Origin of the sequence: Bacillus sp. EKM208B (genome assembly GCF_011800725.1) — a bacterium.
GTDB lineage: Bacteria > Bacillota > Bacilli > Bacillales > Bacillaceae > Bacillus > Bacillus velezensis.
On the sequence record NZ_JAANHO010000001.1, the window covers coordinates 375718 to 398433 of the forward strand.

At 47.9% G+C, this 22716-nt stretch carries 19 protein-coding genes; 14 read left to right on the forward strand and 5 right to left on the reverse strand.

The genetic code is table 11. From position 1 onward, the window contains the following. Positions 1-41 precede the first annotated feature (41 nt). Positions 42-1232, forward strand: coding sequence for a nitrate transporter NarK (gene narK / locus G9F75_RS01905; protein WP_007407632.1), 1191 nt, complete (start codon positions 42-44; stop codon positions 1230-1232). Positions 1233-1329: 97 nt separating this feature from the next. Continuing rightward, on the forward strand, positions 1330-2046 hold the full coding sequence (locus G9F75_RS01910) for a fumarate/nitrate reduction transcriptional regulator Fnr (RefSeq protein ID WP_007407631.1): 717 nt from the start codon (positions 1330-1332) through the stop codon (positions 2044-2046). A gap of 30 nt (positions 2047-2076) precedes the next feature. Here G9F75_RS01910 and G9F75_RS01915 read toward each other — a convergent pair whose 3' ends face one another. Continuing rightward, complete coding sequence (locus tag G9F75_RS01915; protein WP_154817752.1) at positions 2077-2796, reverse strand: YwiC-like family protein; 720 nt, start codon at positions 2794-2796, stop codon at positions 2077-2079. A gap of 142 nt (positions 2797-2938) precedes the next feature. On the opposite strand from G9F75_RS01915, the gene G9F75_RS01920 reads away from it, so the two are divergent. The 8 genes from G9F75_RS01920 (at position 2939) to G9F75_RS01955 (ending at position 14157) form a co-directional block, all read left to right on the forward strand. Beyond that, positions 2939-3415: a cyclic nucleotide-binding domain-containing protein gene (locus G9F75_RS01920; RefSeq protein ID WP_029972874.1), complete on the forward strand. Its 477-nt coding sequence runs from the start codon at positions 2939-2941 to the stop codon at positions 3413-3415. A 176-nt stretch (positions 3416-3591) separates the two neighbouring features. Further along, positions 3592-7278, forward strand: coding sequence for a nitrate reductase subunit alpha (locus tag G9F75_RS01925; protein WP_167408898.1), 3687 nt, complete (start codon positions 3592-3594; stop codon positions 7276-7278). Beyond that, positions 7268-8731, forward strand: a complete 1464-nt coding sequence (gene narH / locus G9F75_RS01930) for a nitrate reductase subunit beta (protein ID WP_167408899.1) — start codon at positions 7268-7270, stop codon at positions 8729-8731. Before G9F75_RS01925 ends, narH begins: the two co-directional genes overlap by 11 nt. Before the next feature lie 25 nt (positions 8732-8756). Beyond that, positions 8757-9314 carry a nitrate reductase molybdenum cofactor assembly chaperone gene (gene narJ, locus G9F75_RS01935; RefSeq protein ID WP_061861628.1) on the forward strand — a complete coding sequence of 186 codons (558 nt, stop codon included), beginning with the start codon at positions 8757-8759 and terminating at the stop codon, positions 9312-9314. Next, entirely contained in the window at positions 9311-9982 is a 672-nt protein-coding gene (gene narI / locus G9F75_RS01940; protein WP_021494797.1) for a respiratory nitrate reductase subunit gamma, read from the forward strand. Before narJ ends, narI begins: the two co-directional genes overlap by 4 nt. A 139-nt stretch (positions 9983-10121) precedes the next feature. Then, entirely contained in the window at positions 10122-10751 is a 630-nt protein-coding gene (locus G9F75_RS01945; RefSeq protein ID WP_021494798.1) for a YitT family protein, read from the forward strand. Positions 10752-10846: 95 nt separating this feature from the next. Further along, positions 10847-12349 (forward strand): cardiolipin synthase, encoded by a 1503-nt coding sequence (cls, locus tag G9F75_RS01950; protein ID WP_061861626.1) that lies wholly within the window; start codon positions 10847-10849, stop codon positions 12347-12349. 80 nt (positions 12350-12429) lie between these two features. Next, positions 12430-14157, forward strand: coding sequence for an ABC transporter ATP-binding protein (locus G9F75_RS01955; protein ID WP_101287719.1), 1728 nt, complete (start codon positions 12430-12432; stop codon positions 14155-14157). Between the two features lie 66 nt (positions 14158-14223). On the opposite strand, the gene G9F75_RS01960 is transcribed toward G9F75_RS01955, so the two are convergent. The 3 genes from G9F75_RS01960 to cls (G9F75_RS01970) all read right to left on the reverse strand — a co-directional run bounded on the left by G9F75_RS01960 (position 14224) and on the right by cls (G9F75_RS01970) (position 16739). Continuing rightward, positions 14224-14496 carry a hypothetical protein gene (locus G9F75_RS01960; RefSeq protein WP_003151087.1) on the reverse strand — a complete coding sequence of 91 codons (273 nt, stop codon included), beginning with the start codon at positions 14494-14496 and terminating at the stop codon, positions 14224-14226. A 68-nt stretch (positions 14497-14564) separates the two neighbouring features. After that, positions 14565-15527: a UV DNA damage repair endonuclease UvsE gene (gene uvsE, locus G9F75_RS01965; RefSeq protein WP_167408900.1), complete on the reverse strand. Its 963-nt coding sequence runs from the start codon at positions 15525-15527 to the stop codon at positions 14565-14567. Positions 15528-15539: 12 nt separating this feature from the next. Further along, a complete protein-coding gene (gene cls, locus G9F75_RS01970) occupies positions 15540-16739 on the reverse strand; it encodes a cardiolipin synthase (RefSeq protein ID WP_167408901.1) in 1200 nt (399 codons plus the stop codon). A gap of 138 nt (positions 16740-16877) precedes the next feature. Here cls (G9F75_RS01970) and G9F75_RS01975 point away from each other — a divergent pair, with 138 nt between their 5' ends. The 3 genes from G9F75_RS01975 to pyrG all read left to right on the forward strand — a co-directional run bounded on the left by G9F75_RS01975 (position 16878) and on the right by pyrG (position 21589). Beyond that, positions 16878-18986, forward strand: a complete 2109-nt coding sequence (locus G9F75_RS01975; RefSeq protein WP_017418725.1) for a (Fe-S)-binding protein — start codon at positions 16878-16880, stop codon at positions 18984-18986. A gap of 227 nt (positions 18987-19213) precedes the next feature. After that, positions 19214-19741, forward strand: a complete 528-nt coding sequence (rpoE, locus tag G9F75_RS01980) for a DNA-directed RNA polymerase subunit delta (protein WP_014419114.1) — start codon at positions 19214-19216, stop codon at positions 19739-19741. Positions 19742-19981: 240 nt separating this feature from the next. Further along, positions 19982-21589, forward strand: coding sequence for a glutamine hydrolyzing CTP synthase (gene pyrG / locus G9F75_RS01985; RefSeq protein ID WP_003151098.1), 1608 nt, complete (start codon positions 19982-19984; stop codon positions 21587-21589). Between the two features lie 47 nt (positions 21590-21636). On the opposite strand, the gene G9F75_RS01990 is transcribed toward pyrG, so the two are convergent. Beyond that, a complete protein-coding gene (locus G9F75_RS01990) occupies positions 21637-22158 on the reverse strand; it encodes a DUF2529 domain-containing protein (RefSeq protein ID WP_007407614.1) in 522 nt (173 codons plus the stop codon). Between the two features lie 164 nt (positions 22159-22322). Here G9F75_RS01990 and spo0F point away from each other — a divergent pair, with 164 nt between their 5' ends. Further along, entirely contained in the window at positions 22323-22697 is a 375-nt protein-coding gene (spo0F, locus tag G9F75_RS01995) for a sporulation initiation phosphotransferase Spo0F (protein WP_012118670.1), read from the forward strand. Positions 22698-22716 lie beyond the last annotated feature (19 nt).

Here is a 22716-nt window from a genome sequence, read left to right on the forward strand (position 1 = left end):
ATGATAAGACTGATATTGAATCAGTGAAAGGGGCAAGCCGAATGATCAATCGTCAACATATTCAATTATCGTTGCAGTCATTAAGCTTAGTGGCAGGGTTTATGGTGTGGGTGCTGATTTCATCGCTCATTTCTCAAATGACATCAGATATTCATTTAAGCAAAGGCGAGATTTCATTGGTGACGGCGATTCCCGTTATTCTCGGATCGCTTCTCCGTATTCCTTTAGGATATTTAACGAACAGGTATGGCGCGCGGCTGATGTTTATGATCAGCTTCATCCTGCTTTTGTTTCCTGTATTTTGGATCAGTATCGCGGATTCTTTATTTGATTTAATCGCGGGCGGCTTTTTCTTAGGGATCGGAGGAGCGGTATTCTCCATCGGAGTGACGTCCCTCCCGAAATATTATCCGAAAGAAAAGCACGGTGTCGTCAATGGGATTTACGGTGCCGGAAACATCGGGACCGCCGTTACTACCTTTGCGGCGCCGGTTATCGCTCAAGCCGCGGGATGGAAAGCAACCGTGCAGATGTATCTTGTTTTGCTGGCTGTTTTCGCATTACTGCACGTTTTGTTCGGCGACCGGCATGAGAAGAAAGTCAAAGTTTCCATAAAGACACAAATGAAAGCCGTTTACCGAAATCATGTGCTGTGGATGTTGAGCCTGTTTTATTTTATTACGTTCGGCGCCTTTGTCGCCTTTACCATCTATCTTCCGAATTTTTTGGTTGAGCATTTTGGGCTGAGCCCTGCGGACGCCGGTTTACGGACGGCCGGCTTTATTGCGGTCTCTACACTGCTCAGGCCTGTGGGAGGGTTTCTTGCAGATAAATTGAGTCCGCTCCGTATTCTGATGTTCGTTTTCGCAGGGCTTACGCTGTCAGGCGTCATGCTGTCATTCTCCCCGACGATCGGCCTTTATGCGTTTGGATCGCTGACAGTGGCAGTCTGCTCAGGGATTGGAAACGGGACGGTATTTAAACTGGTGCCTTTCTACTTTTCGAAGCAAGCGGGGATTGCCAACGGTATTGTGTCAGCTATGGGCGGACTGGGCGGTTTTTTCCCTCCGCTGATTCTGGCAAGTGTATTTCAGGCAACAGGCCAATACGCGATCGGGTTTATGGCGCTTTCAGAGGTCGCGTTAGCCAGCTTTGTTCTTGTGATCTGGATGTATTGGCAGGAAAGAATGAAAACACATACGGAGAGAAACAGTCAGAGCCTCAATTCATAATGATCCATTCACAAGATTGTTAGTTTTTTCTGGGTGAGTGCAAATCAAGTCACGTTACAATATACATACGCAACGTGACTTTCTTCGAGGTGAGCTCATGAATATTCTCTCTGTCCGAAAATCTGATAAAGAACTTCTTTCCCGCGAACTGCATGAATTGCTGGAATCGATCAGTACGAAAAGGAAAATGAAAAAACACACTTATTTGTTTCAAGAAGGAATGGATGCAAAAGAGCTTTATCTGATTCAATCAGGACTCATTGAAATCGGCAAGCTGACGTCTGACGGAAAAGACCTGACGCTTAGAATCTGCCAAAAAAACGATATTGTCGGGGAATTGACGCTATTCACAGATGAGCCGAGATATATGCTCAGTGCGAAAGTGTTAGAGGATGGCGAGGTGCTCGTCATTAATAAAAACAAGCTGGAAAAGGAATTGATCCAAAACGGTGTTTTGACGTTTGAATTTATGAAATGGATGAGCACCCATCTTCGAAAAATCCAGTCCAAAATCAGGGACCTGCTTCTTCACGGCAAAAAGGGGGCGCTCTATTCCACCCTTATCCGCTTATCAAACAGCTACGGGGTGGAACGAAGTGACGGGATTCTGATTAACATTGTGCTGACAAATCAGGATTTGGCTAAGTTTTGCGCGGCGGCAAGGGAGAGCGTCAACCGCATGCTGGGAGACCTCCGCAAACAAGGGGTTATTTCGATAGACGAAACCGGAAAAATTATTTTGCACAAGCGGGACTATTTACGATGCGAGATCGAGTGTGAAAATTGTCCGCTTGAGATCTGCAATATTGACTGAAAAAACAAGGGCAGCCGGTGTCCTTGTTTTTCAGCTTGTGATACATATACACATGACGGCGAAAAAGAAGCCGGCATTTACGATTTCCAGAATGCCGATCGTTTTCACCGGCCAGTCTCTTCCGTGAAAAAACCAGGCCCGCAGACTGCTTGGGATAAAAGCGAGAAACGCCCAGCCTGCCCCGAGAAGAGCCGATAAAAAGGGGAGCAAGAGGTGATATCCCCATGACCAGTATGCAAAGGTTCTGTTTTTTCTCTCCCGTATGACCGATTTCACATAAAAAGAACTCCCGATAAAAAATAAAGCAGACTGCAAGAAAATAAACCAAGCCCAGCCGTCAAGGGTTCCCGTTCCCAGCCAGCAGCTCGCAAGCCCGCCTGAACAAAAGAACAGAACACCCGCAATATCATTCGTGAGCGCCCGCTCGTTTTTTCGGCGGGCATAATGCGTATGTATGAGAAACAGCGGCAATAAAAAAACGCCGATCCAGACGAGCTGCGGCTTATGAAAGACAGAAATGATCAAAAAGCAGCAGGCCGGAAAACCGTAATACCATATCCACTTTTGATAAGGCTGAAGCTGTTTCTTTTTCAAAGCGAGCGAAACGGGATAAACCGCTAAGTATAGGAAAAGCCAGCCCAGAAAGAGCGGAATATGCCAGAAAACCGGGCCTCCCTTGACCATGCCGAGTAAAAATGGAATCAGCAGCATCGCCCATGCGCCGTGCTGCTTCGGAATCATCGCCTTCATCGAAACCCTCCTTTTTATTTCATTATAAGTGCAAATACTTTCCTGATAAGTGACTTTTATCATACAAGCTGTGAAATACATCACTGCCGCGCGGGCTCAATCGGGCTACACTAAAGCTATCCTTAGCACAGGAGGCTTCCCTATGAATCAGTGTGACTATTTATTGTTTCTGAAACAACTTCCTATGTTTAATGAAGTGCCTCTGTCCATTGTCGAAACCTTGCTGAAAAACGGGACGTTTATCCGCGGCTCATCTGACCGGTCTCCATCCTTTCTTCATTCACAATCCGTTTATATTGTATTAAAAGGCAATATCCGTTTTACGGACAGCAGGCTCCCTGAAGGGTCGCAAACCGTTGCGCTGTGGGAAAAAGGCGATGTGTTTCCGATTGATGAAAAAGGCGGGCTCTATTTATCGCCTTTTATCTCAGTCAATGCCTCACCGGATATTCTGGTACTCCATATTCCATATTCCATATTTAAGCAAATGATGTCTTACCATCCGCGGCTGCAAATGAACTTTTTGGCGATGCTTCAGCAAAATGTCTTCTGTTCCTATCAGTTGTTTTTGCGGTATCTGCATACATCACGGGATGAAAACGCTGAACCCGGTTCTTAAACAGAACCGGTTTTTTTGATGACGCGGGCGTCCCCATATCGTTTGAAAATCCTTCCTGCTGCTCTGTGTGAACGTTTTGTGAAAAAAGCAGAGTGTGTGACATAGTTCACAAGGTGATGCGCCGTCTCTGTTTATAGTGTACATAGCATCACCTGACTCGGAAGGAGTGAACGATCATGAAGAAAAAGAAAATGAGTCCGTTGCTCAGGAGATTAAACTATTTTTCTCCTATCGAACATCATTCAAATAACCATAGCCAAACGACAAGCGAAGATCGTGATTGGGAGAATGTATACAGAAACAGATGGCAGTACGACAAAGTCGTTCGCTCCACCCACGGCGTCAACTGCACGGGTTCTTGCAGCTGGAATATTTATGTGAAAAACGGAATTGTCACGTGGGAAGGACAAAACTTGAATTATCCATCAACAGGCCCTGATATGCCTGATTTCGAACCGAGAGGCTGTCCGCGGGGGGCCAGTTTTTCTTGGTACATCTACAGCCCGCTCCGTGTGAAATATCCATATGTGCGCGGTGTGCTGATCAATTTGTGGCGGGAAGCATTGCAGGCGCATCAAAATCCGCTGGATGCCTGGAAATCGATCGTTGAAAATCCTGAAAAAGCGAAGTCCTATAAACAGGCAAGAGGGAAAGGCGGCTTTGTCCGCGCGGAATGGCCGGAAGTGCTGAAGCTGATTTCAGCCTCTCTGCTGTATACGGTGATGAAATACGGGCCTGACCGGAATGTCGGTTTTTCCCCGATCCCGGCGATGTCCATGATCAGCCATGCGTCAGGCTCGCGATTCATGTCTTTAATCGGCGGCCCAATGCTCAGTTTTTATGACTGGTATGCGGATCTTCCGCCGGCGTCCCCGCAAATTTGGGGCGACCAGACGGACGTTCCGGAGAGCAGTGATTGGTACAATTCAGGCTATATCATCACATGGGGCTCCAACGTTCCGTTAACGAGAACGCCTGATGCGCATTTTCTGGCGGAAGCCCGCTATAAAGGCGCCAAGGTCATTTCAATCAGCCCGGATTTTGCGGAATCCTCAAAGTTCGCAGATGACTGGCTGAGTATCCGCCAAGGGACTGACGGGGCGCTTGCGATGGCGATGGGTCACGTCATTTTGCAGGAATTTTACGTGAACCAAGAAACTGAACGTTTTATTGAGTACGCGAAGCAATACACCGATTTTCCATTCTTCGTCACTCTGTCAAAAGAGAACGGCGTGTATACAGCCGGGCGGTTTCTGCATGCGAAAGACATCGGGCGGCAGACAAAAAATGATCAGTGGAAGCCGGCGGTCTGGAATGAACAGACAGGTGCGTTTGCCATACCGCAAGGCACAATGGGCTCCCGCTGGGACGGGCAGCAGAAATGGAATCTGCATATGATCGACGAAGACACCGGGGAACCGATTGAACCGCGTCTCTCCGTGCTCGGAATAGAGGACGAAATCGGCATGGTGCGCATTCCGTATTTTTCAAATGACGGAAACAAAGTGCTTGAGCGGAATCTTCCTATTAAAAAATTGGATCTGAATGGTGAAGAAACGTACGTCACGACCGTGTTTGACTTGATATTGGCCAACTACGGCGTGAACCGGGGCATCGGCGGACAATCAGCCGCATCCTACGATGATCCCCGTCCGTTCACACCTGCCTGGCAGGAACAGATCACGGGAATTAAAAGAGAAGCCGTTATACAGATTGCCAGGGAGTTTGCCCAAAATGCGATCGATACAGACGGCAGATCCATGATTATCGTAGGGGCGGGGATCAACCACTGGTTCAACTCCGACACGATTTACCGTGCGGTGTTAAATCTTGTTTTACTCGTAGGCGCCCAAGGCGTAAACGGCGGAGGCTGGGCCCATTACGTGGGGCAGGAAAAGCTCCGTCCGGCTGAAGGGTGGCAGACGATTGCAACCGCAAAGGACTGGGAAGGCGTGCCTAAACTGCAAAACGGCACCTCATTTTTCTACTTTGCGACAGATCAGTGGCGTTATGAGGACCAGCCGATCAGTGATTTGGCATCACCGATTGCTGCGTCATCCCGCTACAAGCATCACGCCGATTACAATGTGCTGGCGGCGCGATTAGGGTGGCTTCCGTCTTACCCGACATTCAATCAAAACGGCATTGATCTGTACAAAGAAGCTGAGAAGGCGGGGGCGGCGACACCTGAAGACGTAGGTGCGTACGTGGCCTCACGGCTTCAAGAGAAAAAACTGAAATTCGCGATTGAAGACCCAGACAATGAAGTGAATTTCCCAAGGAATCTCTTCGTATGGCGGGCAAATCTGATCTCAAGCTCAGGAAAAGGGCATGAATATTTTCTCAAGCATCTGCTGGGGACGACAAACGGTTTGATGAATGACGACAGCGACAGCATCCGCCCTGAAGAAATCAAATGGCGGGAGCAGGCGCCGGAAGGCAAGCTCGACTTGTTAATCAATCTCGACTTTCGAATGGCGGGTACGGCGCTGTATTCCGATATCGTGCTGCCGGCGGCGACATGGTATGAAAAACACGATCTCAGCAGCACGGATATGCACCCGTTCATTCATCCTTTCGCTCCGGCCATCTCGGCGCCGTGGGAATCGAGGTCAGACTGGGATATTTTTAAGGCACTGTCAAAAGCCGTTTCCGATCTGGCGGAAGAAGTCGAGATGGAGCCGGTGAAAGAAGTGGTTGCGACGCCGCTCCTCCATGACACCATGCAGGAATTGGCCCAGCCGTTCGGCAAAATCAATGACTGGAGCAAGGGCGAATGTGAAGCCATTCCGGGAAAAACGATGCCGAACATCCAAGTCGTTGAACGGGATTACAAACACATTTTTCATAAAATGACCGCGCTCGGCCCTCATACGGCTTTAAAACCGAGCGGAACAAAAGGGATGAGCTGGTCGATTGCGGATGAATATGAATCACTCAAACAGAGACTGGGAGAAACCGATTCAAACAGCGTTGCCAAAGGATGCCCGAATATAAGTGAAGCGAAGCAGGCGGCGGAAGCGATTTTAACCCTGTCGTCCACCTCAAATGGAAAAGTCGCAGTGAAAGCATGGGAATCGCTTGAACACATCACAAACCTGAAGCTGAAAGACCTGGCGGAAGAGCGCGAGGAAGAATGCTTTACGTTCGAGCAAATTACAGCCCAGCCGAAAACGGTCATCACCTCTCCGGCCTTTACCGGTTCAGAAAAAGGAGGGCGCAGGTATTCGCCGTTTACGACGAATGTGGAAAAATTAATTCCGTGGCGGACGCTGACCGGCAGACAATCCTATTATGTCGATCATGAACTGATGATGGAATTCGGTGAAACGATGGCGACATTTAAACCGATCCTTCAGCATCGTCCGTTCCTAAGCAAACGGCCTGATCAAGAGGGCAAAGAAATCGTCCTTAATTATTTGACGCCGCATAATAAATGGTCCGTCCACAGCATGTATTTTGATTCTCTGCCGATGCTGACGCTGTTCCGCGGCGGGCCGACCGTGTGGATGAATAAAGATGACGCAGAGGACACGGATATCAAAGACAACGATTGGATTGAATGCTTCAACCGAAACGGCGTTGTCGTCGCGAGAGCGGTTTTGTCTCATCGGATTCCTAAAGGAATGGCGTTTATGCACCATGCCCAGGACCGCCACATCAATGTGCCCGGCACAAAACTGACGAATAACCGCGGAGGCACCCATAACAGCCCGACAAGGATTCACGTCAAGCCGACACAGATGATCGGGGGCTACGCCCAGCTCAGCTACGGCTTTAACTATTACGGCCCAACGGGGAATCAGCGCGACCTGAATGTCGTCATCCGCAAGCTGAAGGAGGTCGATTGGCTTGAAGATTAAAGCGCAAATCGGTATGGTCATGAACTTGGATAAATGCATCGGCTGCCACACGTGCAGCGTCACCTGTAAAAACACGTGGACAAACCGTTCCGGTGCGGAATATATGTACTTCAATAATGTAGAAACAAAGCCTGGCATCGGCTACCCGAAGCAATGGGAGGACCAGGACAAATATAAAGGCGGCTGGACGTTGAAAAAAGGAAAGCTCGAGCTGAAATCCGGCCCGAAAACAAACCGGCTTGCAGGCCTTTTCTATAACCCGAACCAGCCGACGATTGATGACTACTATGAACCTTGGAACTATGATTATGAAACATTAACAAACAGCCCGCAGAAAAAACACCAGCCGGTGGCGCGCCCGAAATCGTCCTTAACGGGGGATTTCATGAATATCGAATGGGGCCCGAACTGGGAGGATGATCTCGCGGGCGGGCATATTACGGGTCTTGAAGATCCAAACGTGCAAAAGATGGAGGAATCGATCAAAACAGAATTCGATGAGGTCTTTATGATGTATTTGCCCCGTATTTGCGAGCACTGCATCAACCCGGCGTGCGTTTCATCCTGTCCATCCGGCGCCATGTACAAACGCGAGGAGGACGGCATTGTGCTTGTGGATCAAAACGCATGCCGTTCATGGAGATATTGCGTCTCATCCTGTCCTTATAAAAAAGTCTATTTTAACTGGCAAACGAACAAAGCGGAAAAATGCACACTCTGCTTTCCGCGTTTGGAGGCGGGACTGCCAACCATCTGCTCTGAGACGTGTGTTGGCAGAATCCGCTACCTCGGCGTCATGCTGTACGACGCGGACAAAGTGGAGGAAGCGGCCTCCGTTGAAAACGAAAAGGATCTCTATCATTCCCAACTGGACGTTTTTCTTGATCCGAATGATCTTGAGATTGCCAAACTGGCAAAAGAACAAGGCATCCCGGCTGAATGGATAGAGGCTGCGCAGCAATCGCCGATCTATAAAATGATCATTGACTGGAAGATTGCGCTGCCGCTTCATCCTGAGTACCGCACGCTGCCAATGGTTTGGTACATTCCGCCGCTCAGCCCGATTATGAATCTCTTTGAAGGAAAAGGCAGCCGGCAAACGGCGGAAGCGATTTTTCCGGCTATCGACCAAATGAGAATTCCGATTGACTATTTGGCGCAGCTGTTAACGGCCGGTGATACGGATCATATTCGGTCAACGTTAAAGAAAATGTCTGTCATGCGCCAGTATATGAGGGCGGTGCAGACGAATAAATCCATCGACCCGGAACTGATCTCCAGTGTCGGCTTAACAGAACAGCAAATTGAAGACATGTATCGGCTGCTGGCGATCGCCAAATATGATGACCGCTTTGTGATTCCGAGCAGCCATCGTGAAGAAGTGTCTGATTTATATGCTGAACAAGGGAGCTGCGGCTTATCATTTTCAGGCGGCCCCGGGTCCTGTTTCTAACTTTTGATAAATGAGGTGTAACAAAATGAACACCACAGACCGGCAAATGACGTTCTCCGCTCTTTCCTCTCTTCTCTCTTATCCGGATGAAGAGTGGAGAGCCGAGATTCCCGATTGGAAGGCTCTTATCCATGACATCACCAATCAGCAAATCCGGGAGAAATTGCTGCACTTTTTAGAGGCGGCAGCCGGCTTTTCTCCGGAAGCGCTGATTGAACACTATGTGTATACGTTCGATTTTGGGAAAAAAACGAATATGTACGTCACCTACTTTAACTCAGGCGAACAAAGGGAACGCGGCATCGAATTGCTGCATTTAAAAAACACCTACCAGCAATCCGGTTTCCTGCCGACAGAGAAAGAACTGCCTGATTACCTGCCGCTGATGCTGGAATTCGCCGCGGTTGCGGAGATTGAAGCGGCGAGAAGCGTGTTTGAAAAATACCTGTCCAATGTGAGAGAGCTGGCTTCCCGCCTCGAAAAAAATGACAGCATCTATGCTGAGCTGCTGCACGTGCTGCAGGCCGCACTGGAAAACATCGGCGTGCGTGAAAGCATTGAAGAAGGGGCTGTTCAGGCATGAGCGGGCAGATTCTGTGGGGCGTGATGCCATACATTGTATTGACGATCTTTATCGGCGGCCATATTTACCGCTATCAGCATGACCAATTCGGCTGGACGGCGAAATCAAGCGAGCTGTTAGAAAAGAAAAAACTCGCCGCGGGCAGCACACTTTTTCACTGGGGACTGCTGTGCGTTGTCGGCGGGCATGTCATGGGGATTCTGATCCCGGAAGGCGTGTATGCTTCCCTTGGCATTTCCGAGCATATGTATCACAAAATGGCGATCGGCGCAGGCCTGCCGGCGGGGATTGCTGCATGTGCCGGACTTGTCATCCTGACGTACAGAAGGCTGTTTGACAAAAGAATCCGCAAAACCAGCTCGCCATCGGATATCCTGACGCTTATTCTGCTGCTGTTCATGATGCTGTCGGGCGTTGCGGCCACGTTCCTCAACATTGACTCGAAAGGATTTGATTACAGGGCAACAGTCGGGCCGTGGTTCAGGGAAATTGTTTTGTTCCGGCCTGACGCTTCTTTGATGGAGAGTGTCCCGCTATGGTTTAAGTGTCATATCATCATAGGGTACGTCGTTTTTATCCTCTGGCCGTTTACAAGATTGGTTCACGTGTTCAGCCTGCCCCTCAAGTATTTAACCCGCAGCTATGTTGTCTATCGGAAACGCACGTAAAAATCCCCCCTGGAAGAGGGGGATTTTTTATGGTGGAAAAATAAAAACATAAGATATTTTCTGCCAAGGTAATGGCTGGGCGGCGGGAATTCCTGTTATGTTTTATTTGGAAATAACATCAACAAAAGGAGAGTGAAGAATGAAGCGGATTTTCCTCATTTTAGCCGCCTGTCTGATGACAAGCGCCGGCGTCCTGACACTCAGACATTCCCATGTATTAACCGGCGGCACAGCGGGACTGTCACTAAGCCTGTCATACGTGTTTCATTCCTCGTTTGCGATGATCTTCTTTCTGATCAATATCCCGTTTTATATATTTTCTCTCATCAGAATGGGAATCAATTTCACTCTATCCACCGTTTTTGCAGTCACAGCGCTGACTCTGTTTACCGGTGCGGATCACTGGCTGCCGCCGGTTTCTGTTTCACCGCTTGCCGGGGCGATTTGCGGCGGGGCGCTGATCGGGTTCGGCCTGTCGCTCATGTTTTATCATCAGGCATCGCTCGGCGGCGCCAATATCCTCGCTTTATTTCTGCAAAAGCGCTGCGGATGGAATCCGGGTGCCGTTAATTTTCTCTTCGATTTTGGCGTCGTGCTGGCCGGCATTTTTTCCGTCGGGTTGCTGAAAGGGCTCTTCTCCTTAGTGTCGATAGCGGTCACCGGTCTGATCATCGGCATCTTCAAAAATAAAATCAAAGGCAGCTGCTCGCTCAATCCGGCATTGCTTCAAAACATCACACCCAGCCAATCACAGGAAGCGTCATCATAAGCCTTTCCGCTCGTGCGGAGAGGCTTTTTCATATGTTTACAAGCCGGAAAACAGAGGGTATACAGAGATATCGGATCAGATGGGAGAGAGTCGGGATGCTGAAAAGGAGACTGGAATTTTGCTTTTTATATATGATGCTTATCGGAGCATATGTCATATGGTTTTTTCCGGTTTCCAGGCTTGAGTTTTACGGAGGAGTGCTTTGCTATGCAAGCATTATTTTGTTCAGCATCTATTCGTTAATTCTTGAAAACCGCACCTCGCAGCACACGCTGTTATGGATTTATATTCTTGTGTTTTTTCCGATCGCCGGGTACTTATTTTACCTTTTTTCCGGCCAGCTTTATGAAAAAGGCAAGCTGTTCAGGTCGAAACGGACATACAACCGGGAAAAGCTGAGAACGATATTTGATATGGAACAAACTCCCGATCTGTCCGGGCTGAAAGGAAATCAGAAGCGTTTCTTTCAATATTCAATCAAGGCGTCCCATATGAATATCAATACAAAAAGCAGGCTGAAGGTGCTTAAAAACGGGGATGAAACATTTCCGGAGCTGTTTGAGGCGCTCCGGGAGGCTGCGTCATTTATACATATTGAGTATTACATGTTCAAATCAGACATGCTCGGGCACAAGATGATGGACATTATGATGGAAAAAGCGCGTCAAGGCGTGGAAGTGCGGTTTTTGTTCGACGCGGCCGGCAGCCTGAAGCTGGCCGGAAAAGATATTAAAAAACTGAAACGCGCGGGCGTGAACATCGTCCCGTTTCTGCCGCTGAAATACGGTTTTTTCAACCAAAAATTCAATTTCAGAAATCACCGCAAGATCGTCATCGTTGACGGGAAAGTCGGTTTTGTCGGCGGGCTGAATGTCGGCAAGGAGTATATCGGCAAAGACCAAGATGTCGGCTTTTGGCGGGACACCCATATGAAAGTCGAAGGAGAAATCGTTCAGACGCTCCACAGCATTTTTATGCTTGATTGGGAATACGTTTCAGATGAGGTGCTGATTGATCAGAAAGCATATACCCGCCCGGTTGCGGCAGAAAGCGGCGGCGTCTATCAAGTCGTTCCGACAGGCCCCGATATGAAGGAGCGGATGAGCGATCTGTATTACGCCATGATAGCGGCGGCCGAATCGTCTGTATGGATCGCGACGCCTTATTTCGTGCCGAATGAGCCGATCCGCACAGCGCTAAAGGAGGCTGCTGCCAGAGGCGTCCGGGTGCGTGTCATGGTGCCGGAAACCAATGACGGGTTTTTAACCCAGTACGCGACGAGATCGTATTTCCCCGAGCTTCTTCGCGAAGGAATCGAAGTCTATTCTTATCAAAAAGGCTTTATGCATCAAAAGGTGCTCATCACTGACGGAAACCTCGCCTCTGTCGGGACAGCGAATATGGACATGAGAAGTTTTCAGCTGAACTTTGAAGTCAATGTCTTTTTTACAGATCAAGAGGCGATCAAAGATCTTGAAGCGCATTATCTGGAGGATATGAAGGAGTCTGAAAAAATCAGCCCCGTCCGTTTCTATAAGCGCACATTATGGGAAAGAACGAAGGAATCCTTCGCACGGTTATTTTCCGGCGTTTTATAAAAAACGCTTTTAAAACTCCTTGTGTATAGTATAATTGAGAAATATTATCATTAGGAACGAGGCACAAGGAGGACGGAATCGTGCTGCGACAATTTTTTTCTTATTATAAACCGTACAAGAAGCTGTTTTTTCTCGACTTCTTTTCTGCCATCGCCGGCGGATTGATGGAGCTGAGTTTTCCTCTGATCGTCAATTACTTTATCGATACATTGCTCCCGGGGCGGGATTGGAGTCTGATTATTTTGACTTCGGCGGCTTTATTCGGGGTCTACGCCCTCAGCTCGGCACTTCAGTATGTTGTGACGTATTGGGGCCATATGCTGGGCATTAACATTGAAACCGATATGCGGAAAAAGCTTTTCGACCATCTGCAAAAGCTTTCGTTCAAATTTTACGATAACAACAAAACGGGCAGTTTAATGTCCAAGCTCACCAATGATTTGATGTATATCGGAGAAACCGCCCACCACGGGCCTGAAGACCTGTTTATCGCGATCATGACGATTTTGGGCGCGTTCGGTGTGATGCTGTTCATTAACTGGCAGCTCGCGCTGTTGACCTTTATCATTATGCCGGTCGTCATTTGGCTTGCTTTGTATTTTAATAAAAAAATGACCTCTGCGTTTACAAAACTGAACAAAGACGTCGGAGACTTCAGCGCGAGGGTTGAAAACAATATCGGCGGCATCCGTCTTGTTCAGGCTTTCAGCAATGAAGCGTTTGAAACGCATCGGTTTGATGTGAACAATCAGCGTTTCCGCAAAACAAAGCTGACGTCTTATAAAATCATGGCGAAAAACGGCTCGATCAGTTACATGCTGACAAGATTCGTCACGCTGTTCGTCCTGTTGTGCGGGACATGGTTCGTGATCCGCGGATCGCTATCTTACGGGGAATTTGTCGCTTTTGTGCTGCTGACGAACGTTCTGTTCCGTCCGATTGATAAAATCAACGCGATTATTGAGATGTATCCGAGAGGCATTGCCGGTTTTAAAAGCTTTATGGAGATACTGGAAACGGAGCCTGATATCAAGGACGCCCCGAACGCGAGACATGTGTCCGGTTTAAAAGGGAATATCCGCTATGAACAGGTGTCGTTCGGTTACGAAGAAAACAGTCCGGTTCTGTCGGGAATCAATTTGTCCATTCATGCCGGGGAGACAGTCGCATTCGTCGGGCCTTCGGGAGCGGGAAAATCAACGCTGACAAGTCTGCTGCCGCGCTTTTATGAGCCATCTGAAGGCGTGATTTCCATCGACGGCATCGATATTAAGGACATGACGCTGTCATCATTGCGCGGACAAATCGGCGTCGTCCAGCAGGATGTCTTTCTGTTTTCCGGCACATTGCGGGAAAACATTGCTTACGGGCGGCTCGATGCGTCTGAGGAAGAAATCTGGCAGGCCGTCCGCCAGGCGCATTTAGAGGATTTGGTAAACGGGTATCCCGACGGTTTAAACACGGTAATCGGCGAGCGCGGCGTGAAACTGTCAGGCGGGCAGAAGCAGCGGCTTTCCATCGCCAGAATGTTTTTGAAAAACCCGTCGATCTTAATTTTAGACGAGGCTACATCAGCCCTCGATACAGAAACGGAAGCCGCCATTCAAAAATCGCTGCAAGAGCTGTCTGAAGGACGCACAACGCTTGTGATCGCCCATCGGCTGGCTACGATTAAGGATGCGGACCGGATCGTCGTCGTCACGAAAGAAGGCATTGCTGAACAAGGTCATCATAAGGAACTGCTGGAATCCGGCGGCATGTATCAGAGACTCCATCAGGCGCAATTCGGCGAGCTGATACATCAATAAAAGAAAAAGGATAGACAAAAGGGGCCGGGCAGCCTCCTGTCTATCCTTTTTTTATGTAGTCCGTATTTAATGGGCTTCTTTTTGCGCAGGTTCGATGATATGTTTGAAACGGTCAACAAGCTGCACCGCTTTCTTTCCTTCCACTACAATTAAGTATTCTTGTTCTTTATGGGCCATTCTGAACGTTTCCAGCTCAATGATATCTTTGATTTTGCACATCGTTTTTTTAGAGTAGATATACAGCTCGTGGCCTCCCGTGTGGCAAAGCTGATAAAGCTGAAGCATGTTTCGTAAAGTGAACTTCTTAGCGGCTATTTTCAAAGATGTAATGTTTTTCATATGTTTTCTCCTCCGTCTGATGGTCTGTTATTTCGGAAATTCCCCATATAAACGGGTGATAAACCTGGTTATGCCTTCCACTTCAGCACTCCGCCCGCCAGGCGTTTGACTCCGCGGATGGCGCTTAATTCTTCGACGAGCCGGAGCAGCGCCCGGTCTTTCTCTTTCGCCTCAATCATAAAGTCGATGTCCGTATCCCATTGTCTGAACCGCTCCAGCACCGGCAGAATAAAATTCGCATCCACATAGTCCGCATGACTGCGTAAGGCTGATTCTGATTTTGGCGAGGAGAGATGGACCTTCGGCTTTAAGCCGATCCGCTGCCATGTTTTGATCATCCGCGGAAGAATGTCATCTAAATCAGCGTCATCGGTCGGATTGGCGTAAAAATGGTGATAATCAAACACAAACGGAATGCCTTCTTGCTCACAAACACTGAGTGTTTCCTCGGACGTATATGTTTTATCATCGTTTTCCAAAGTCATCCGCTGTTTGATGACATCGGGAAGTTCTTTCAGATTCACTCGGAAACGGCCAAGCGCGCTTTGTTTGTCACCGTAAGCGCCTCCGACATGGATGTTGATGACGGAACGGTCCGCGATGCCCATTGCGTCCAGCATGTCATAGTGATAGGCCATATCCTTGACCGCATTTGCGGTAATCTCCTGTTTCGGGCTTGTAAAAAGCGTGAATTGGTTCGGATGAAAGCTCGTTCTGAGATCATATTTTCTGACCAGCCCGCCGATCTCACGAAACTCCTGGCGAAACGGCGTAACAAAATCCCACAGCACATCCGGGTGCGTGGCGAGCGGCACAATCGAGCTTGAGAATCTGTACAGCGGAATGCCGTGGCCGATCACATAGTGGATGGTGCGCAGCGTATTGGTGAGATTTGCTTTCGTCACAGAAAGCAGGGCCTCTTTCCGCTCACTGCGGGAAAGTTTGGTATAGCGCGCATATGTTAAGGTTTTGGCGGGGGACGCGTCCCAAAGGCACATGGCGTTTGCGACGAATCCGAATCTGAACAGCATATGGTTTCTCCTTTATAAAAAGTAAGATATGGCCTTTCCCAGCCATTCTGCAGGAAGCTGTCTGACGGAGCGCTGTTTCACTTTTTCTAATGTGAGAAGCTCGGATTTTTCGATGTCCTGCTTTATGGTTGAAAGCACTTCCTTTGTAAAGGCTTCATCATGAATGATGACATTCACCTCTTCATTCCAGAACAGGCTCCGTTTATCAAAATTCGGCGTGCCGATAATGCTGATGCGGTCATCTATAATGAAGGCTTTGACATGATAAAAGCCTTGATAATACCGATAGATGAGGCAGCCGGCCTTCAGAAGCTCGGGATAATAAGTAAAAGCTGTTTCCCGAACGAGCGGGTGGTCTGACTTCATCGGCACGATCAAGATGACTTTGACGCCTTTTCGGCAGGCTGAAATAAGCGCTTCCTGAAGCTTTTTGCTCGGTACATAATAAGGCGTGCCGATAATGATTTTTTTCTCCGCCTTACGGATGCAGATTTCATAATGCGATTCAAGCGAAAACCCGTCAGATGCATATGTCCTATGAAAGATATTCCCTTCGGATAATGCCGGATAAACCCCGGGTGATCCGGGTGTTTTTCCGGTGTTTCGTTTCAGATCGCTTACAAAAAGAGTCTGAAGATCCGCCGTGCCTTCGCCGGTCATCCGCAGGTGATAATCCTCCCAGTTTCCGAACTTCGCTTTTTTGCCGAGGTACTCTTCAGCGATATTAAAACCGCCGACATAGCCGATTTTGCCGTCAATGACGGTCACTTTCCGGTGATTCCGTTTTTGCAGCCTGAAAAATAGAAACGGAAATGCCGGTTTATTTAGAAAATGAACGTGAACGCCGGCTTTTTTCATCGTTTGAATAGAAGGCTTTTTCACTGGGCGGCTGCCCGCCCAATCCAGCAGCAGATATACGGAGACGCCGGCCTGGGCCTTTTCTTTCAATAAATGAAACATCTCATGGCTGACTTGGTCGTTCTTCATAATAAAAAACATCATATGAATAGAAGAGACGGCTTGGCGGATATCAGCCGTCATCTGCCGCACAAGCTCGCTGCCGCAGTGAATGAGTGTGATATCACTCTTTTTCGGGTCAAAAACGGGCTCATACGCCTGTTTTTTGTACGCCGCCCGGCCAAGTAGCATATCAAGCAGCATAAGTGCGATCAATATGATAAAAATGACAAGCAACACAAAAATGACCTTCATACCGACGCTCCTTTCCGAACTATCCGTAGTGTGCCCTGAGAATGTGAATTTAATTATTGACTGAACACTCATTCATTATTTATGATAAAGTAAAGATATGACAATGAAGAGGGGTATCAGAACAAAGGGGGAGACAAGATGAACGCATTTCTCATGGTAAACGCGCTGCTGTTTTCAGCTGTAACCGCTTACGCCGTTTATTTATTCGTTTACCTGATCAGAACGAGGATCGCTTATATTAAGCTCGGCCAAAGGGAAGAATTTGATAAACGCCTGAAAGAACGTCTTCAGAAGATATGGGTGAATGTGTTCGGACAGAAAAAATTGCTGAAAGATAAAAAGAGCGGAATCATCCACGTTCTGTTTTTTTACGGTTTTATACTCGTTCAGTTCGGCGCAATTGATTTTATTCTGAAAGGGTTGCTACCTGACCGTCATCTGCCGCTCGGTCCGCTTTATCCGGCGTTTACCTTTTTTCAGGAAATCGTCACGTTTCTGATTTTAATCGCCGTAGTCTGGGCGTTTTACCGGCGCTACATTGAAAAACTCGTCAGACTGAAACGCGGGTTTAAAGCGGGGCTTGTCCTGCTGTTTATCGGCGGACTGATGGTGACGGTGCTTCTCGGGAACGCCATGAACCTTTTATGGCACGATCATTCTCTGTCTTGGACGGAACCGATCGCTTCCTCCATTGCGTTTGTGCTCGGCGGTCTTTCAGCGCCGGCGGCCGCCGCCGTGTTTTATGTTTCATGGTGGCTTCATCTGTTGTTTTTGCTCAGCTTTTTAGTGTACGTGCCGCAATCAAAGCATGCGCACTTAATTGCGGGTCCGGCGAATGTGTTCCTCAGCAGGCTGGATTCAAAAGGAAAGCTGGAAAAAATCGATTTCACCGATGAGACGAAAGAAAGCTACGGCGTCGGAAAGATTGAAGACTTCCGCCGCTCTCAGCTTGTCGACCTTTACGCCTGCGTCGAATGCGGCCGCTGTACAAATATGTGTCCGGCCTCCGGTACGGGCAAGATGCTCTCGCCGATGGACCTCATTTTAAAGCTCAGAGACCATTTGACGGAAAAAGGCGCTGCCGTGACGTCAAAATCTCCGTGGGTGCCCGCGCCCGTTTTTCAGCACACGAAAGCGAATCAGCTCGCCGCGGCTTCCTCAGGGGGAGGATCGCGTGAAGCGGCCGCAGCCATTGATTACAACCCGAGCTTAATCGGCGAGGTCATCACGGAAGAGGAGATTTGGGCGTGCACCACTTGCCGCAACTGTGAAGATCAATGTCCGGTCATGAATGAACACGTTGATAAAATTATCGATCTGCGCCGCTATCTTGTGCTTACGGAAGGGAAGATGGACAGCGACGCGCAGCGGGCCATGACAAGCATTGAAAGACAGGGAAACCCGTGGGGCTTAAACCGGAAAGAGCGGGAGAACTGGCGGGAGCAGGCCGATACAGAGATTCCGACAGTGAAAGAAATGAAAAAGCAAGACAAAGAGTTCGACTATTTGTTTTGGGTCGGCTCAATGGGTTCCTACGACAACAGGAGCCAAAAGATTGCCGTCTCATTTGCAAAGCTGCTTAATGAAGCGGGCGTATCCTTTGCGATTCTCGGCAATAAGGAAAAAAACTCAGGCGATACGCCGCGCCGTTTGGGCAACGAGTTTCTGTTCCAAGAGCTGGCGGAACACAACATCGGCGAATTTGAAAAACACGGAATCAAAAAAATCGTCACGATTGATCCGCACGCCTATAATATGTTCAAAAATGAATATCCTGATTTCGGATTCCGGGCCGAAGTCTATCATCATACTGAATTATTAGCCGAGCTTGTGTCACAGGGGAAACTAAAACCGCTTCACCCGGTGAATGAAACGATTACCTTCCATGACTCGTGCTATTTAGGAAGATACAATGAAGTGTATGAGCCGCCGAGAGCGATCTTAAAAGCCATTCCGGGCGTTCAATTGAAGGAAATGGAGCGCAGCCGCGAAAACGGGATGTGCTGCGGCGCCGGGGGAGGGCTCATGTGGATGGAAGAAGAAACGGGAGCGAGAATCAACACGGCCCGGACTGAGCAGGCGCTTTCTGTCAGTCCGACGGTCATCAGCTCCGGATGTCCTTACTGTCTGACTATGCTCGGTGACGGTACGAAAGCGAAAGAAGCCGAAGACGCGATCGGCACTTATGATGTCAGTGAATTGCTCGCCATGTCTGTATTCGGCGCTGAAAAACAAGAGTCTTTATAGAAAGAAGCGGGCCGCCGGCGCATATGCCGGCGGCTTTGTTTTCGCACATCAGCCGATTTATGAAGGGACGGCTCTAAAATTTCTTAAATTACGCTGTTAAGGGTAGCATATTCTGTTTTAATTTGTTTATAATGAGAGGTATGGTTTATGAACAAAACAATACAAATTCGTTCTTATTATAGGATAGAAACAGATACATATAAGTAATAGAAAGGGAGTGTCCGACCTTGAGTATCAAACAATATTCTCAGGAACAGCTGAAGCAGATGGCTTTAGTTGAAATCGCTCACGAAATTTTCTCAGAACATAAAAAACCGGTTCCGTTCCAGGAGCTGCTGAATGAAATGATCTCCTTGCTCGGTGTTACGAAAGAGGAACTGGGCGACCGTATCGCCCAATTTTATACAGACCTGAACATTGACGGCCGCTTTATTGCTCTGTCAGACCAGACGTGGGGGCTTCGCAGCTGGTATCCGTACGATCAGCTGGACGAAGAAACACAGCCGACTGTAAAAGCGAAAAAGAAAAAAGCGAAAAAAGTCGTTGAGGAAGATCTCGACCTTGATGAATTCGAGGAAGTTGATGAAGATGACATCGATCTCGATGAAATGGAAGAAGATATTGACCTTGACGCAGACAGCTTTGACGACGAAGATGTCGATGAAGAAGATGACGACGAGCTTGAGATCGAAGACGAGATGATTGAAGAAGATGAGGAAGATTATGATGATGAGGAAGAGGATCGCAAAGACTGATTTTATATCGGCAAAACGATCTTGACTTTCATTGTCGAACTATGTAGTATGTATTTTGGGCTCTTCAAAAAGAAGAGAATTCATAAGAGTGCTACGCTCCCTTTCAAGAAATTGAAAGGGAGCTTTCTTATTTTCATCTCCCAAATTCTTTTACACATCATTTGTTTTTAGTGAAATGATTTTCTATAAAACGGCACATTTTAAGGAATGTAGCGCAGACCGAAGAGAGGAGCAAACGAAATGACGAAATATATTTTTGTAACCGGGGGAGTTGTATCATCACTCGGAAAAGGAATTGTGGCTGCATCACTTGGCCGCCTTTTGAAAAACAGAGGCATGAGCGTCACTATCCAAAAATTTGACCCTTATATCAACGTTGACCCGGGAACGATGAGCCCGTACCAGCACGGTGAGGTATTCGTTACCGATGACGGCGCTGAGACTGACCTTGACTTAGGGCATTATGAGCGTTTCATTGACATTAATCTGAACAGATTCAGCAACGTGACGACCGGTAAAATCTATTCTGCCGTATTGAAAAAAGAGCGCCGCGGGGACTACCTCGGCGGAACAGTTCAGGTCATTCCGCACATCACAAATGAACTGAAAGACCGCGTGTACCGTGCAGGCAAAGAAACAAACGCAGATGTAGTCATTACTGAGATCGGCGGAACAGTGGGAGACATCGAATCCCTTCCGTTCCTTGAAGCCATCCGTCAAATGAAAAGCGACATCGGCCATGAAAACGTGATGTACATTCACTGTACGCTTGTTCCGTACATCAAAGCGGCGGGCGAGCTGAAAACAAAACCGACGCAGCACAGCGTAAAAGAGCTGAGAAGCCTCGGTATTCAGCCTAATATCATCGTCGTGCGCACGGAAATGCCTATTTCTCAAGATATGAAAGATAAAATCGCGCTCTTCTGCGATATTGACACGAAAGCGGTCATCGAGTGCGAAGATGCGGACAACCTTTACTCCATCCCGCTTAATCTTCAGGAGCAGGGACTCGATAAGCTTGTCTGCGATCATATGAAATTAGAATGCAAAGACCCGGATATGACGGAATGGAAAGACCTTGTCACGAAAGTGAAAAACTTGTCTAAAACCATTACAATCAGCCTCGTCGGAAAATACGTCGAGCTTCAGGACGCTTACATTTCAGTCGTTGAATCACTGCGCCACGCCGGCTATGCGTTTGACGCTGATGTGAAGATCAAATGGATTAACGCCGAAGAAGTGACAGAAAGCAATATTCAAGAGCTGACTGGCGGCACAGACGGAATCATCGTGCCCGGCGGTTTCGGAGACCGCGGCGTAGAAGGGAAAATCATCGCCGCCAAGTATGCGCGTGAGAATAAAATTCCGTTCTTCGGCATCTGCCTCGGTATGCAGATTGCATCCATTGAATATGCGCGAAACGTATTAGGTCTGGAAGGGGCTCACTCTGCGGAGATTGATCCGTCCACTCCTTATCCGATCATCGACCTTCTGCCGGAACAAAAAGATGTCGAGGATCTTGGAGGAACGCTTCGTCTCGGACTGTACCCTTGTAAGCTTCAGGAAGACACGAAAGCCTTCGAAGCGTATGCGGATGAAGTGGTATATGAACGCCACCGCCACCGTTATGAATTCAACAACGAATACAGACAGCAAATGGAAGAGAACGGTTTTGTGTTCTCAGGCACAAGCCCTGACGGCCGTCTTGTGGAAATCATCGAGCTGAAAGACCATCCTTGGTATGTCGCTTGCCAGTTCCACCCTGAGTTCAAATCAAGACCGACAAGACCTCAGCCTTTATTCAAAGACTTTATCGGCGCTTCCGTACAAGCTGCAGAACAGAAGTAATAAAAAAAGACTTGCCTCCTTTAAAAGCGGCAAGTCTTTTTTCTGCATCAGGCATATTCCTGCATCATTTCCTTTAACGTAAAGGACAGTGCGTGATAGACATACAGGCCTGTCATTAATGAAGGAAAGCCGTATCTTGTCCCGTCTTCATCAGGCAGAAGCGGCATTTTTAATTTGCTGTCAATATGAACATCACAAAATTCCTCAATCCCGGTTTGATCTTTGATGACAGGAGATACGCCAACGAGGCCGATCCCTTTTTCATAAAGCTTTTGAGCCAGCGCCTGTTCTTCAGCCGTGCCCGGACCTGAACAAAACATCAGCACCCTGTCGCTTTCTGTAATCGAATCAGCTGTATCCGGAAACGCTTTGACGGAAGGCATCGGTTCTGAGCCGAGTTCCGCCTCGCACAAAATGCCCTGCATCTCATTTGCGCCGTATAAATAAATGGTATGACCGCTGACGGCTGCCTGCGCCAGCAGGCGCGCGCCGTCTTCTATTGCTTCGGATTCCTTATCCTGAATGCGGGAAAAAATGCCTGCAAGCTGTGTCGTAAATATCTTTAACATGAGTGAAACCTCCTTTACACATACAAGAACAGTATACAACAAAAGAGAAAATGCTCAGAAAATGTCGGAAAGTAGACTATTATAATTAAAGGAAATGTGAAAATCAAACAGAATACATAAACAACTGCTTCCTTTTGACGAAAATGATAATATTGGGGTGTAAAATGATGAATGAAAAGATTTTAATCGTAGATGACCAATACGGTATACGCATATTGCTCAATGAAGTGTTTCATAAAGAAGGGTACCAGACGTTTCAGGCCGCCAACGGCATACAGGCGCTGGACATCGTAACGAAAGAACGGCCCGATCTCGTGCTTTTAGATATGAAAATCCCCGGCATGGACGGAATCGAAATTCTCAAGCGCATGAAGATGATTGACGAATCCATCCGCGTCATTATCATGACCGCTTACGGAGAACTCGATATGATTAAGGAATCAAAAGAGCTCGGAGCGCTGACCCATTTTGCGAAACCTTTTGACATTGATGAGATCAGAGACGCGGTGAAAAAATATTTACCTCTAAAATCGAATTAATAAAATTAGAAACAATTAT

Excerpts from the sequence above, each read along its gene's own strand:
- G9F75_RS01925 (WP_167408898.1), top strand. The coding sequence starts at position 3,592 with ATGAAGAAAAAGAAAATGAGTCCGTTGCTCAGGAGATTAAACTATTTT.
- G9F75_RS01920 (WP_029972874.1), top strand. The coding sequence starts at position 2,939 with ATGAATCAGTGTGACTATTTATTGTTTCTGAAACAACTTCCTATGTTT.
- narJ (WP_061861628.1), top strand. The coding sequence starts at position 8,757 with ATGAACACCACAGACCGGCAAATGACGTTCTCCGCTCTTTCCTCTCTT.
- cls (WP_061861626.1), top strand. The coding sequence starts at position 10,847 with ATGCTGAAAAGGAGACTGGAATTTTGCTTTTTATATATGATGCTTATC.
- narI (WP_021494797.1), top strand. The coding sequence starts at position 9,311 with ATGAGCGGGCAGATTCTGTGGGGCGTGATGCCATACATTGTATTGACG.
- narK (WP_007407632.1), top strand. The coding sequence starts at position 42 with ATGATCAATCGTCAACATATTCAATTATCGTTGCAGTCATTAAGCTTA.
- G9F75_RS01910 (WP_007407631.1), top strand. The coding sequence starts at position 1,330 with ATGAATATTCTCTCTGTCCGAAAATCTGATAAAGAACTTCTTTCCCGC.
- spo0F (WP_012118670.1), top strand. The coding sequence starts at position 22,323 with ATGATGAATGAAAAGATTTTAATCGTAGATGACCAATACGGTATACGC.
- G9F75_RS01960 (WP_003151087.1), bottom strand. The coding sequence starts at position 14,496 with ATGAAAAACATTACATCTTTGAAAATAGCCGCTAAGAAGTTCACTTTA.
- G9F75_RS01990 (WP_007407614.1), bottom strand. The coding sequence starts at position 22,158 with ATGTTAAAGATATTTACGACACAGCTTGCAGGCATTTTTTCCCGCATT.
- pyrG (WP_003151098.1), top strand. The coding sequence starts at position 19,982 with ATGACGAAATATATTTTTGTAACCGGGGGAGTTGTATCATCACTCGGA.
- cls (WP_167408901.1), bottom strand. The coding sequence starts at position 16,739 with ATGAAGGTCATTTTTGTGTTGCTTGTCATTTTTATCATATTGATCGCA.
- G9F75_RS01915 (WP_154817752.1), bottom strand. The coding sequence starts at position 2,796 with ATGAAGGCGATGATTCCGAAGCAGCACGGCGCATGGGCGATGCTGCTG.
- G9F75_RS01945 (WP_021494798.1), top strand. The coding sequence starts at position 10,122 with ATGAAGCGGATTTTCCTCATTTTAGCCGCCTGTCTGATGACAAGCGCC.
- G9F75_RS01975 (WP_017418725.1), top strand. The coding sequence starts at position 16,878 with ATGAACGCATTTCTCATGGTAAACGCGCTGCTGTTTTCAGCTGTAACC.
- uvsE (WP_167408900.1), bottom strand. The coding sequence starts at position 15,527 with ATGCTGTTCAGATTCGGATTCGTCGCAAACGCCATGTGCCTTTGGGAC.